This window comes from Janthinobacterium sp. GW821-FHT03C08 (assembly GCF_059420905.1).
Map to the genome: position 1 here is coordinate 82,309 of NZ_JBWKUP010000016.1, position 12,371 is coordinate 94,679.

General features: G+C 64.3%; 12 protein-coding genes. 5 read left to right on the forward strand and 7 right to left on the reverse strand.

Annotated features, from left to right (window positions below; genetic code table 11):
* The first annotated feature begins 7 nt into the window (after positions 1-7).
* Positions 8-814, forward strand: coding sequence for a head GIN domain-containing protein (locus AC07VL_RS22050; protein ID WP_494807740.1), 807 nt, complete (start codon positions 8-10; stop codon positions 812-814).
* A gap of 153 nt (positions 815-967) precedes the next feature.
* Here AC07VL_RS22050 and AC07VL_RS22055 read toward each other — a convergent pair whose 3' ends face one another.
* On the reverse strand, positions 968-2,209 hold the full coding sequence (locus AC07VL_RS22055) for a TIGR03862 family flavoprotein (RefSeq protein ID WP_494807741.1): 1,242 nt from the start codon (positions 2,207-2,209) through the stop codon (positions 968-970).
* 164 nt (positions 2,210-2,373) lie between these two features.
* On the opposite strand from AC07VL_RS22055, the gene AC07VL_RS22060 reads away from it, so the two are divergent.
* Positions 2,374-2,613 (forward strand): hypothetical protein, encoded by a 240-nt coding sequence (locus tag AC07VL_RS22060; protein WP_494807742.1) that lies wholly within the window; start codon positions 2,374-2,376, stop codon positions 2,611-2,613.
* Positions 2,614-2,663: 50 nt separating this feature from the next.
* Here the strand turns inward: AC07VL_RS22060 and moaD are convergent, their stop codons facing one another.
* Genes moaD through thrC form a run of 3 tightly spaced genes read right to left on the reverse strand, consistent with a single transcriptional unit; the run spans position 2,664 to position 5,636 of the window.
* The gene (moaD, locus tag AC07VL_RS22065) at positions 2,664-2,918 is read right to left on the reverse strand and encodes a molybdopterin converting factor subunit 1 (RefSeq protein ID WP_494807743.1); all 255 of its coding nucleotides are present in this window, start codon (positions 2,916-2,918) and stop codon (positions 2,664-2,666) included.
* A gap of 10 nt (positions 2,919-2,928) precedes the next feature.
* Positions 2,929-4,155, reverse strand: coding sequence for a molybdopterin molybdotransferase MoeA (locus tag AC07VL_RS22070; RefSeq protein WP_494807744.1), 1,227 nt, complete (start codon positions 4,153-4,155; stop codon positions 2,929-2,931).
* Complete coding sequence (gene thrC, locus AC07VL_RS22075) at positions 4,155-5,636, reverse strand: threonine synthase (RefSeq protein ID WP_494807745.1); 1,482 nt, start codon at positions 5,634-5,636, stop codon at positions 4,155-4,157. The genes AC07VL_RS22070 and thrC overlap by 1 nt, the downstream gene beginning before the upstream one ends.
* A 298-nt stretch (positions 5,637-5,934) precedes the next feature.
* Here thrC and AC07VL_RS22080 point away from each other — a divergent pair, with 298 nt between their 5' ends.
* Complete coding sequence (locus tag AC07VL_RS22080) at positions 5,935-6,675, forward strand: AAA family ATPase (RefSeq protein ID WP_494807746.1); 741 nt, start codon at positions 5,935-5,937, stop codon at positions 6,673-6,675.
* Positions 6,676-6,800: 125 nt separating this feature from the next.
* Here the strand turns inward: AC07VL_RS22080 and AC07VL_RS22085 are convergent, their stop codons facing one another.
* From AC07VL_RS22085 to kbl, 3 genes are read right to left on the reverse strand one after another with little or no spacing between them, the layout of a single operon-like run.
* Entirely contained in the window at positions 6,801-8,201 is a 1,401-nt protein-coding gene (locus tag AC07VL_RS22085) for an L-serine ammonia-lyase (RefSeq protein WP_494807747.1), read from the reverse strand.
* A 47-nt stretch (positions 8,202-8,248) separates the two neighbouring features.
* Complete coding sequence (locus AC07VL_RS22090; protein ID WP_494807748.1) at positions 8,249-9,214, reverse strand: NAD-dependent epimerase/dehydratase family protein; 966 nt, start codon at positions 9,212-9,214, stop codon at positions 8,249-8,251.
* Positions 9,215-9,244: 30 nt separating this feature from the next.
* Entirely contained in the window at positions 9,245-10,471 is a 1,227-nt protein-coding gene (gene kbl, locus AC07VL_RS22095; protein ID WP_494807749.1) for a glycine C-acetyltransferase, read from the reverse strand.
* A gap of 222 nt (positions 10,472-10,693) precedes the next feature.
* Here kbl and AC07VL_RS22100 point away from each other — a divergent pair, with 222 nt between their 5' ends.
* Both AC07VL_RS22100 and AC07VL_RS22105 read left to right on the forward strand, forming a co-directional pair.
* Positions 10,694-11,269, forward strand: a complete 576-nt coding sequence (locus tag AC07VL_RS22100) for a helix-turn-helix domain-containing protein (protein ID WP_152282974.1) — start codon at positions 10,694-10,696, stop codon at positions 11,267-11,269.
* Positions 11,270-11,438: 169 nt separating this feature from the next.
* Positions 11,439-12,365, forward strand: a complete 927-nt coding sequence (locus AC07VL_RS22105; protein WP_494807750.1) for an STM4015 family protein — start codon at positions 11,439-11,441, stop codon at positions 12,363-12,365.
* Positions 12,366-12,371 lie beyond the last annotated feature (6 nt).

Sequence of the window (12,371 nt, forward strand, 5' to 3'; positions counted from 1 at the left end):
GGCTGCCATGAAACGCTTATTCAAAGTGGGCCTGTCCATGTTCCTGCTGGCCCTGGTCCTCATCGCCATGTCGTATGCGGCCCTGCGCGCCAAGGGCATCAGCAGCCCCAGCAGCGCTGCCGGCCGCGCCGTGCGCAGCGACACGCGGCCCGTTTCCGCCAGCATCACCAGCATCGACCTGGCCGGCCCTATCGACCTGGTGCTGCGGCGCGGCAGCACGCCGTCGCTGAAGGTGAGCGGCGAACAGCGCCTGCTGTCGAACGTGGAGACGAACGTCGATGGCACGACCCTGCATATCGGCCCGAAAGGCATGCTGTTCCACCACCGCCAGCCCCTGCAGGTAGAACTGGTGCTGCCGGCCCTCGTCCGCCTGGAAGTGCACGGCAATGGCGACAGCAAGATCACGGGCTTTTCCGGCGACAGTTTTATCCTGGAATTGATGGGATCGGGCAACGTCAGCTTCACGGGCCGCTACAAGCAAGTGCAAGCCACCGTCAACGGCAGCGGCGACCTGGACATCAACGCGGGCAACAGCGACAGCGTGGTGCTGGAGATGGTGGGTTCCGGGCGCATCGCCGCCAGCGGCAATACCAAGTTCGTGCGCGCCGACCTGAGCGGTTCGGGCGATATCGATGCGGAACACCTGGCCGCCGACAAGGCCAGCGTCAGCCTGCAAGGCTCGGGCCAGAGCACCGTCTTCGTGCGCGACGCCGCCAACCTGACCCTGCGCGGCAGCGGCGACATCCACGTCCACGGCAACCCGCGCCAGCGCGATGCGCAGAAAAGCGGTTCCGGCGATATCATCTGGCATTAATGATGACGCAGCTCACAATCTACTGCGCGGCGCGATGTGCGGCCGGCGATGCTCGCTGCCCCGGCGGCCCCGTACCAGAGTACAGCTGCGCTTCTCAGCCACCGCCGCCCGCTGCGATTGTGAACTGCGTCGTGGCGTTGAAACATTTCTCTTTCAGCGACTCTTTTCCAGCCATGCCACGGCCTGCTCGCCGGCCGCCTTGCCTTGCGCCAGGCAGGCCGTCAGCAGGTAGCCGCCCGTCGGCGCTTCCCAGTCCAGCATTTCCCCCGCGACGAAGACGCCCGGCATGGCGCGCAGCATGCTGCCGTCGATGCCGTCGAACCCCACCCCGCCGGCACTGCTGATGGCTTCATCGATGGGGCGCGGGCGCTTGAGCGTGACGGGCAGCAGCTTGATGGCGGCCGCCAGCCTCGCTTCGTCGGCGAAGTCGGCCGCGCCCAGGCATTCGCGCAGCAGGCCCGATTTCACGCCCTTGATGCCCAGCCGACTTTGCAAATGACTGGACATGGAGCGGGCACCGCGCGGGCGCGTCACTTCCTCGAACACCCGCTCATGGCTGTGGTCGGGCGCCAGGTCCAGCCAGATGGTGGTGCTGCCCTCGGCGGCGATCTGTTCGCGCAAGGCGGACGATAGCGCGTAAATCAGGCTGCCTTCCACGCCGCCCGCCGTGATGACGAACTGGCCCTGGCGCCGGATCATGCAGCCATCGCTGTCGCGCGCCGAGATGGCCACCGTCGTCAGCGGTTCGCCCGCATGGCGGCTGCTGAAATGCGCGCTCCAGTCCACGTCGAAGCCGCAATTGGCCGGCGCCAGGGGTGACACGGCCACGCCCTGCCCTTGCAGCAGCGGCACCCAGGCGCCGTCCGACCCGAGCCGCGCCCAGCTGCCGCCACCGAGCGCCAGGATGACGGCGTCAAAGCGGCACAGGCGCTCGCCGTCCGGGGTGGCAAACGCCAGCTGGCCGTCCTGCCAGCCCGTCCAGCGATGGCGCATGTGAAATTGCACGCCCGCTTCGCGCAGGCGGTGCAGCCAGGCGCGCAGCAGGGGCGCCGCCTTCATGTCCGTGGGGAAGACGCGGTTCGACGAGCCGACGAAGGTGTCCACGCCCAGGCCGTGCACCCAGTCGCGCACCTTTTGCGGGCCGAACTGGTCCAGCGCCGCTTTCACGCGGTGCGCCTGCCTGCCATAGCGCGAGACGAAGGCCTGGTAGCCTTCCGCATGCGTGATGTTCATGCCGCCCCGCCCCGCCAGCAGGAATTTGCGGCCGACGGAGGGCATGGCGTCGAACAGCTCCACCCTGGCGCCCCCGTCGGCGGCCGCCTGGGCGGCCATCAGGCCGGCGGGGCCGCCGCCGATGACGGCGATGTGAAACGGAGGGGAAGTCGATTGGGTCATGGCAGGCTGGGAAGACGGTGAAAACCCCGGCATTTTAGTCGAGATTGGGCGGGATATGGCCGGCCGATGGCGCTCGCGCCCAAAAATGGGGCATACTGCGCGGACATGCTGCGACGATCAGCGGTTTATTTCATGGAACAATGAGACGACGAGAGGAGAAACACATGGGTGCAGGATTCTGGATTTCCCGCTATTTGCTGGCCAGCTCGATTTTATTCATCATCCTGACGGTGGTCGAGTACAGCAAGGGCACCACCAGCCGGGCCGACATCCTCAGCGCGCTGGCCTGGTCGCTGGTGGCATCGGCCATCTTCATCGGCTCGAAATACTGGCGCTACAAGAAGGCCATTGCCTGCGCCGCGTGCGGCGACACGACGGCCGGCAAGCCGAAAACCCGGGCGTGACGCAAAAACGGCCACTTCGATGAAGTGGCCGCCTTGGAGCACGGGGGGGGTCAGCCGCCCGTCACGGGCGGGAAGAAGGCCACCTCGTCTCCTTCAGCGATCACGGTATCGGCATCGCACATCACCTGGTTATGCGCCATGCGCAGCGCGCGTCCCTGCGCCAGCGCCTGTTCCCACTTGCCGCCGCGGGCGATCAGCAGGGTTCTCACCTCGCCCACCGTCAGCGGCCCGGCCACTTCCAGCACTTCCTGGGCCGTGCCCACCAGTTCGCGCACGCTGGCGAAAAATCGCAGATTGATCTTCATCAAGGCTTCCTCAGTACAGCAATTCATTGAACGGGATGAAGCGCAGCTTGTCGCCGCGCGCAATCGACAGTCCCGGCGGGCAATCGATCAAGCCGTCGCCCCACACGGTGGACGTCAGCACGCCCGAACTCTGGTTGGCGAACAGTTCCAGCTCGCCGTCTTCATTGACTTTGGCGCGCAGGAATTCGTTGCGCTTGTCCGCCTTCAGGCGCTCGAAAGCGGCCGGCAACGCGTAGCCGCGCGGCGCCACGTCGCCTGCCACGCCCTGCAGGCGCAGGATGAAGGGACGCACGAACAGCAGGAAAGTGACGAAACTGGACACGGGATTGCCGGGCAGGCCGACAAAGAAGGCGTCCTGCACTTCGCCGAAGGCCAGGGGCTTGCCCGGCTTGACGGCGATCTGCCACATGTTCAGCCGCCCTTCCGCTTCCACGGCCGGCTTGATATGGTCTTCCTCGCCCACGGACACGCCGCCCGAGGTGATGATCAGGTCATTGCCCTGGGCCGCCTGGCGCAGCACGGCCTTCGTCGCTTCCAGGCTGTCGGGCACGATGCCCAGGTCCGTGATCTCGCAGCCGAGGTTTTCCAGCAGGCCCCGCAAGGTAAAACGGTTCGAGTTGTAGACGGCGCCCGGCGCCAAAGGTTCACCGGGCATGGCCAGCTCGTCGCCCGTGAAGAACACGGCCACGCGCAGCTTGCGCAGCACGGGCAGCTGCGCCAGGCCCACGGAGGCGGCCAGGCCCATTTCCTGGCTGCGCAGGCGCCGGCCCGCACCGAGGATGACGCTGCCGGCGCGGATATCCTCGCCCTGGCGGCGCACCCATTCGCCCGCCTGCGGCACGTGGTTCACCGTCACCACGCCGTCAAGCACGCTGCACTGCTCCTGCATCACCACGCAGTCGGCGCCGTCGGGCAGCAAGGCGCCCGTGAAGATGCGCGCCGCCGTCCCCGGCTGCAATGGCTGGCCCACGTGGCCGGCCGCGATGCGCTGCGACACGGGCAGGCTGGCCGCGCCGCTGGCGCAATCCTGCGCGCGCACGGCATAGCCATCCATCTGCGTGTTGTCGCGCTCGGGCACGTCCAGGGTCGACGTTTGCGCGGCCGCCAGCACGCGGCCGTTGGCGCGCAGGGTGTCGACCAGCTCCACCTCGGCCACCGGGCGCGCCGCGCCCAGCATGAAGGCTTGCGCCTCGGCCACCGACAGCATGGGTTTACGTACAGTGCTGGCGTCCGTCATCACAAGCCCGTATTGGCGGCGATGTACGCCTTCATTTTTTCCACGTCGGCCTCCATCACGACGAACTTCTGCGGCAAGTCCTCGATGTTCTCGAAACCGGCCGGGCGTTCCGCGTCCACGCCCAGCGCTTCGAGGATGGTTTCGTTGAACTTGGCCGCCAGCGCCGTTTCCAGCACGATCATCGGCACGTTCGGCTCCAGGTGCTCGCGCGCCACCTTGATGCCGTCGGCCGTGTGCGTGTCGATGGTGATGCCGTAGTCGTCGGCCACGTCGCGAATGGTGTCGAGGCGGTCCTGGTGCGTGGACTTGCCCGACTTGAAGCCGTATTTGGCCACCAACTTGAATTCGTCGCCGTCGCTGCCCGGCTTGCCGGACAAATCAAAACCGCCGTGGGTTTCCACTTTCGTGAACAGCGCGCGCACGCGTTCGCTGTCGCGCCCCACCAGGTCGTAGACGAAGCGCTCGAAGTTCGACGCCTTCGAGATATCCATCGACGGGCTGCTCGTGTGGTAGGTTTCGGCCGACTTGCGCACGCGGTAGACGCCCGTGCGGAAGAATTCGTCGAGCACGTCGTTTTCATTCGTCGCGGCCACCAGTTTCGAGATGGGCAGCCCCATCATGCGGGCGATGTGGCCGGCGCAGATATTGCCGAAGTTGCCAGAAGGCACGGTGAACGACACTTTCTGCTCGTTGCTGGTGGTGGCCGCCAGGTAGCCGCGGAAGTAGTACACGACCTGCGCCACGACTCTCGCCCAGTTGATGGAGTTGACGGTGCCGATCTTCTGCCGCGCCTTGAAGGCCAAGTCGTTCGACACGGCTTTCACCATGTCCTGGCAGTCGTCGAACACGCCTTCGACGGCGATGTTGTAGATGTTCGGGTCTTGCAGGCTGAACATCTGCGCCGTCTGGAAGGCGCTCATTTTCTTGTGCGGCGACAACATGAAGACGCGGATGCCCTTCTTGCCGCGCATGGCGTATTCGGCCGCGCTGCCCGTGTCGCCCGAGGTGGCGCCGAAGATATTGAGTTCGGCGCCCGTCTTGGCCAGGGTGTATTCGAACAGGTTGCCCAGCAGCTGCATGGCCATGTCCTTGAAGGCCAGGGTCGGGCCGTTCGACAGCGCCTGCAGGATCAGGGTGGTCGATCCGCCCTTGACGACGTTTTCTTCCAGCACGCGCAGCGGCGTGATGTCGGCCGCGTTTTCGCCGGCGCGGGCGTTCTTGTAGACTGCCTTGGTATAGGTTTTCGCCGTCAATGCCTTCAGGTCCGCGGCCGGGATATCGGTGGCGAACTTCTTCAGGATTTCGTAGGCCAGGTCGGCATACGACAATGTGCGCCAGGCATTGAGCTCGGCACCAGTGACTTGCGGGTAGTGTTCAGGGAGATACAGTCCGCCATCGGGGGCCAGGCCGCCCAGGAGGATGTCGGAGAATTGCTGCAGATTCGATGGCGCTTTGTCAGCGCGGGTAGACACGTAATGCATAGATTTGAAGAGTCCAGTTGAGCTGAGTGCGGTTGATCATGAATGGCAGCGGATATTATAGTGCCAGGCGCTGCCCAAGGCGAATCGCAAGCGTACCCAGGCGCCCTGGCCCCCCCGCCTGTTGTCAAACAGCAGCGTCCGGCATTGCCGGAATCATGGCAAAAGCATTGCACTTTGGAAATTTTTCAGGCCGAGATCAACGCTGCGCATAAAGATGCGCCCGCATGCTGGCGTGCGCACCGGATTTGCGCCACACTGGCGCTTGTCGGCCGCATTGCGGCCATTCATGGAACAGGCCATGTCGCTGAGTAAAAAACCGTATTTGCAAAGCGCCGCCCTGCGCCCCGATGCCGTCGTCGACCTGGACCGCTATCCATTCACCATCCCCGCCATCCGCGACTTCGTGCACGTGGACTTCCACCGCGACGTGACGTTTTTCGTGGGCGAGAACGGCAGCGGCAAGTCGACCATGCTCGAAGCGCTGGCCGTGGCGCTGGGCTTCGGCAAGGATGGCGGCACGCGCAACGTGCGCATCGCCCTGCCATCGGACGAGGAATCGGGCCTGCATGCGCATTTGCGCCTGAGCAAGAGCTATAAAAAACCCGAGGACAGCTATTTCCTGCGCGCGGAAAGCTTTTTCAACGTCGCCACCTACATGGACGGCATGCCCGAATACCTGGCCGGCTACGGCGGCAAGTCGCTGCACGCGCAATCACACGGCGAAGCGTTCATGGCGACCCTGATCAACAAGCTGCGGGGCAAGGGACTGTATCTGCTGGACGAGCCGGAGGCGGCCCTGTCGCCCAGCCGCCAGCTGGCCGCGCTATCGGTGATCCATCAGCTGGTGCAGGACGACTCGCAGCTGATCATCGCCACCCACTCGCCCATCCTGCTGGCCTACCCGAACGCGAAAATCCTGATGTTTACGGGCGGCGGCATCCACGAAGTGGCGTATGAGGATACGGAACACTATGCCGTGACGCGCGATTTTCTGAATCACTACCCGAGAAGGCTGGAGCAGCTGTTTGAGGAGGAGTGAGGTGGTGGCTTGCTGCTTTGGTGATGTCGGCTTACGCCCTGCGGGCTAAGCCGACCTGCGTTGCTTGCGTCATGGCGTAGGTCGGATTAGCGCGGCGCGCGTAATCCGACAACATCACCGGCACATCAGCAAGCGGCGTGATTGACAGTAATCACGTGGACGGCCAAGCCGCCCAAGGACGTTTCCTTGTACTTGTCCTGCATGTCCGCACCCGTCTGGCGCATGGTCTCGATGACTTCGTCGAGGCTGACGAAGTGGGTGCCGTCGCCCTTGAGCGCCAGCGAGGCGGCCGTGATGGCTTTCACGGCGCCCATGCCGTTGCGCTCGATGCACGGGATCTGCACCAGGCCGCCGATGGGGTCGCAGGTCATGCCCAGGTGGTGCTCGATGCCGATTTCGGCCGCGTTCTCGATCTGTTCGTTCGTGCCGCCCAGGGCCGCCACCAGGCCGGCCGCCGCCATGGCGCAGGCCACGCCCACTTCGCCCTGGCAGCCCACTTCGGCGCCCGAGATGGAGGCATTGCGTTTGCACAACATGCCGATGGCGGCTGCCGTCAGCATAAAGCGGCGCACGCCGCCCACGGGGTCGCTGGGGCGGCAATCCTGCGCGTAGTAGCGCAGCACGGCCGGGATGATGCCGGCGGCGCCGTTGGTCGGCGCCGTCACGACCCTGCCGCCGGCCGCGTTTTCCTCGTTGACGGCCATGGCGTACAGGCTGACCAGGTGCACGGCGTCGTGCGGCAAGTCGTTGGCGCGGTTGTCGGACGCCTTGGCTTCCTGCGCCAGGCGCCACAGCTTGGCGGCGCGGCGCTTGACGTTCAAGCCGCCCGGCAGGTTGCCCGTCGTTTCCAGGCCATGCGCGATACAGTCGCGCATGACGTGCCAGATGCGGTCCAGTCCTGCATCGAGTTCCGTCTCGCTGCGCTTGACGCATTCGTTCGCGCGCAGCATTTCCGGGATCGACAGGCCGCTTTCCACGCCATGCGCCAGCAGTTGCTCCATGGTATCGAAAGGGAAGACGACGCGGGCAGCAGCGGCCGATTCCACCGCCGCCTCGGCCTGCGCCTCGCCCGCTTCGCGGATAAAGCCGCCGCCGATCGAGTAATACACCTTGTCGACGCGGCTGCCGTCCGCCAGTTTCAAGGTAAACAGCATGCCGTTCGGGTGCTCGGGCAAGGATTCGCTCTTGTGCCAGATCAAGCCAGTGGCGGCCGTGAACGGCACCACGTGCGTGCCCAGCAGCGCGATCTCGCCGGCCGCCTCGATGGCGGCCAGCATGCTGTCGACGGCGTCGGGCGCCACGTGCTGCGGGGTCTCGCCCATCAGGCCCAGAATGACGGCCTTGTCCGTGGCATGGCCCACGCCCGTCAGCGCCAGCGAGCCATACAGGGCCGCCTCGACGCCCACTACCTGGTCCAGCGGACCGTATTCGACCAGAAAACGCCGCGCCGCCACCATCGGTCCCACGGTGTGGGAACTCGACGGCCCGATGCCGATCTTGAACAGGTCAAATACGCTCATATCCATGTAGTGTCTCTTTATATTAGTATGTTTTTATAAATGCTCGTGCGTGCTCAGGCTGCCTTGGCCGCCTGCCCTGCGTCGACATTGGCCAGCATGTCCGTGACCATCTGCTCGACGCCGATCTGCGCCTTCCAGCCCCAGTCGGCGCCGGCCTTGCTGTCGTCCAGGCTTTGCGGCCAGCTGTCGGCGATGGCCTGGCGGCTGTCCGGCTTGTAGCTGATCTTGAAGTCCGGCACCATGTGCACGATGGCTTTCGCCAGCTGCTCGGGGTTGAACGACACGCCGGCCACGTTGTACGAGGAGCGGATCTTGATCGATGCCGCCGGCGCGTCCATCAGTTCGATGGTGGCGCGGATGGCGTCGGGCATGTAAATCATCGGCAAGGTGGTGTTCGCGTCCAGGAAGCAGTCATAGCGCTCGCCGCGCAAGGCCGCGTGGAAGATGGCGATGGCGTAGTCCGTGGTGCCGCCGCCCGGAGGCGATTTGTAGCTGATGATGCCCGGGTAGCGGATGCTGCGCACGTCCACGCCGTACTTGTTGAAATAGTATTCGCACAGGCGCTCGCCGGCCAGCTTGCTGATGCCGTACATCGAGGTCGGGTCCATCACCGTCATTTGCGGGGTGTTGACTTGCGGCGTGTTCGGGCCGAAGGCGGCGATCGACGACGGCCAGAAGATGCGCAGCGGCTTGCCCGCTTCGCCCCGTTCGCGCGCCAGCTCCAGGATATTGAGCAAGCCATCCATGTTCAGGCTCCACGCCTTCAGCGGGGCCGCTTCGCCCGTGGCCGACAGCATGGCCGCCAGCTGGTAGACCTGGGTGATGTTCTCGTCGGCGATGAGCTTTGCCAGGCCGTCCTTGTCCAGCACATTCAGCTGCGCGTAGCGCTTGGCCTGGTACAGATTGTTCGTGCCGATGTCGCTGGCGATGACGTTGTCCGCGCCGTGCTGCTGCGCCAGCGCGCCCACCAGTTCACTACCGATTTGGCCGTTTGCGCCGATAACTAAAATGCGTTCCATAGTCTTGTCCTGATATCTTATTAGTTATTATTAATTGTTAGTCGTGGTTGTCGGCAGCAAGCCCAGTTCCTTGCCGGCCTGCTCGAAGGCGGCCAGCACCTGCACCAGCTGTGCGCGGGTGTGGGCGGCCGACAGCTGCACGCGCACCCTGGCCTGGCCCATCGGCACGACGGGGTAGAAGAAGCCCGTCACCAGCACGCCCAGTTCATACAGGCGGGCGGCGAATTTCTGTGCCACGGGGGCCTCGAACAGCATCACGGGAACGACGGGATGGGTGCCCGGCTTGATGGTAAAGCCGATGCGCTCGATTTCGCTGCGGAAGAAAGCCGTATTCTCATGCAGGCGGTCGCGCAGTTCCGTCGACTTGGCCAGGCGCTCGAGCACCGACAGCGAGGCGCCGGCGATCGATGGCGCCAGGGTGTTCGAGAATAAATAGGGGCGCGATTTCTGGCGCAGGGTGTCGATGACTTCCTTGCGCGCCGAGGTAAAGCCGCCCATGGCGCCGCCCAGGGCCTTGCCCAGGGTGCCCGTGATGATGTCGATGCGGCCCATCACATTGTGGTGCTCGTGCGTGCCGCGGCCCGTCGCGCCCATGAAGCCGGAAGCGTGGCATTCGTCGATCATCACCAGCGCGCCGTACTGGTCGGCCAGGTCGCAGATCTTGTCGAGCTGCGCAATCGTGCCATCCATCGAGAACACGCCGTCCGTGACGATGACCTTGTGGCGCTTGCCGGCGGCAACCGCCGCCTGAAGCTGCACTTCCAGGTCGGCCATGTCGTTGTGGGCGTAGCGGTAGCGGCCGGCCTTGCACAGGCGGATGCCGTCGATGATGGAAGCGTGGTTCAGCGCGTCGGAGATGATGGCGTCGTTTTCATCGAACAGGGGTTCGAACACGCCGCCGTTGGCGTCGAAGGCCGCTGCGTACAAAATCGTGTCTTCCGTGCCCAGGAAGGCGGAAATCGCCTGTTCCAGTTCCTTGTGCACGGTTTGCGTGCCGCAGATGAAGCGCACGGACGACAGGCCGTAGCCGTATTTTTGCGTGGCGGCAATAGACGCTTCCTGCGTCTGCACGTCGCCGGACAGGCCCAGGTAGTTGTTTGCACACATATTGATCAGGGTACGGCCATCGTCGCACACCACTTCGGCGCCCTGGCGCGAGGCGATCACGCGCTCGGGCTTGTACAAGCCCTGCTGGCGCAGTTGATCGAGATTCTGTTGCAGACCGCTGAAAAAGGTGTTCTTCGCTTGCTCGCTCATGATATTCCTTGTGTCCCTGATGGATGCGTGTGGTGTGCGTGTGGTTTCAGCCGCCATAGGGGAAAAGCCGTCGCTTGACCGGTGCGCGCACAATGCTGTACCGTGAAGCGCTGTTTGAAGTCTACACGTTTCCGTGTTTTTCCTCAAAATCCACTATTTCGAACTGAAATTCAATATAGTGGATATTACCCAAGCCTATTGAACTTTGCAAGCCACCTGCCGATGAAAACCAGCGTTTCGACCAATTCCCCCCCAGAAGTGGGTGCCACCCTGCAACGGCTGCGCCTGGCGCGCGGCCTGACACTGGAGGATTTGTCGCGCATCGCGGGCGTGTCGAAGTCCATGCTGTCGCAGATCGAGCGCGAAAAAGCCAATCCCACCATCGCCATCACCTGGCGCCTGGCCAACGCCCTGGGCGTGCAGATCGGCGAATTGCTGTCCAGCGCGGAAAAAGCCGTGGAAACCATCCGCGTCACGGACGCCCACGAAACCCCCACCCTGCCCGGCGACCACGCGGGCTACGTGCTGCGCATCCTGGGGCCGATGGAACTGGCGGGCAAGTACGAATGGTATGAAGTGACGCTGGCGCCGGGCGGCGAACTGGCGTCGCAGCCGCACGACCCGGGCACCACCGAGCATTTGACGGTGATCCACGGCAACCTGGAACTGGAAGTGGGCGCGGCAAAGAAAAAGGTCAAGAATGGCGGCACGGCGCGCTATCCGGCCGACTTGCCGCACACGATACGCAATCTGGGCAAGACCGAGGGCAAGGCGCTGCTCGTAGTCATCCACAGGTAGGCGCCGCCAGCAGTGCGCAATAGGTTCATATGGCTATGCTAAGATTTTAGTATAGACAAGATTTCCAGGCCTGGATGTCTTCGCAGAGCGTCGCGGCACATCCCGGCTCGTCCAGTCACGCGGTCACGCGCGGCATCCAGGCTGCCAACGCCTACACGGAGCCACCGCGATGACCATTTCCGACAGCACCACCACCTTCCACCACAAGAAAGTCGTGCAGTACGACCCTGATTTGCCCTTCGATGCGTCACCGGACATCGTCTACCGTTTGTCGCTCGACTACGACGACGAGCGCAAGATGGATGAACTGATCGCCGGCTTTCTCGACCAGGCCGACAAAGGCGCGCTCGAAGCGCTGATCATCGGCATGTGGGGCGACCCCTACGAATCGGGCGCCGACGAGGTGATGGCCGCGCTGATCGCCCACGCGCCGCAGCTGCCGAAGCTGCGCGCCCTGTTCATCGGCGACATGACGTACGAGGAATGCGAAATCTCGTGGATCGTGCAGGGCAGCTACAAGCCCCTGCTGGACGCCTTCCCGCTGCTGGAGGAGTTGCGCATCCGCGGCGGCAATGAACTCGTCATCGAACCGTTCGCGCACCAGCACCTGCGCCGCTTCACCATCGAAGCGGGCGGCCTCGATCAAAAGATCGCCGAAGCGCTGGCGCAATCGAGCATGCCGCAGCTGGAACACCTGGAACTGTGGCTGGGCACGGACGACTATGGTTTCTCGGGCGACGTGGACCTGTACCGCAAGGTGCTGGCGCAGCTGACCGTGCCCACCCTGAAGTATCTCGGCCTGCGCGACGCGCAAATCGCCGACGACCTGGCCGTGTGGCTGGCCGAGGAACCGCTGGTGGCGCAGCTGCACACCCTGGACCTGTCGCTGGGCACCATCGGCGACCTGGGCGCCGTGGCCGTGCTCCAGCACACGCAGCTGGGCGGCTTGACGCGCCTGGACCTGTCGCACCACTACATTTCCGAGGAAAACCAGGCGAAGCTGAAGGCGCTGCCCTTCGAGGTGGTGCTGGACGACCCGCAGGAAGAGGACGAAGACGACGGCGACACCTACCGCTACGTGGCCGTGGGCGAATAAGCGGAG

Bases quoted from the DNA above. Each gene is read 5' to 3' on its own strand.
- AC07VL_RS22085 (WP_494807747.1), bottom strand. From the start codon at position 8,201: ATGGATATGAGCGTATTTGACCTGTTCAAGATCGGCATCGGGCCGTCG.
- AC07VL_RS22090 (WP_494807748.1), bottom strand. From the start codon at position 9,214: ATGGAACGCATTTTAGTTATCGGCGCAAACGGCCAAATCGGTAGTGAA.
- thrC (WP_494807745.1), bottom strand. From the start codon at position 5,636: ATGCATTACGTGTCTACCCGCGCTGACAAAGCGCCATCGAATCTGCAG.
- kbl (WP_494807749.1), bottom strand. From the start codon at position 10,471: ATGAGCGAGCAAGCGAAGAACACCTTTTTCAGCGGTCTGCAACAGAAT.
- AC07VL_RS22080 (WP_494807746.1), top strand. From the start codon at position 5,935: ATGTCGCTGAGTAAAAAACCGTATTTGCAAAGCGCCGCCCTGCGCCCC.
- AC07VL_RS22055 (WP_494807741.1), bottom strand. From the start codon at position 2,209: ATGACCCAATCGACTTCCCCTCCGTTTCACATCGCCGTCATCGGCGGC.
- AC07VL_RS22100 (WP_152282974.1), top strand. From the start codon at position 10,694: ATGAAAACCAGCGTTTCGACCAATTCCCCCCCAGAAGTGGGTGCCACC.
- moaD (WP_494807743.1), bottom strand. From the start codon at position 2,918: ATGAAGATCAATCTGCGATTTTTCGCCAGCGTGCGCGAACTGGTGGGC.
- AC07VL_RS22070 (WP_494807744.1), bottom strand. From the start codon at position 4,155: ATGACGGACGCCAGCACTGTACGTAAACCCATGCTGTCGGTGGCCGAG.
- AC07VL_RS22105 (WP_494807750.1), top strand. From the start codon at position 11,439: ATGACCATTTCCGACAGCACCACCACCTTCCACCACAAGAAAGTCGTG.
- AC07VL_RS22050 (WP_494807740.1), top strand. From the start codon at position 8: ATGAAACGCTTATTCAAAGTGGGCCTGTCCATGTTCCTGCTGGCCCTG.
- AC07VL_RS22060 (WP_494807742.1), top strand. From the start codon at position 2,374: ATGGGTGCAGGATTCTGGATTTCCCGCTATTTGCTGGCCAGCTCGATT.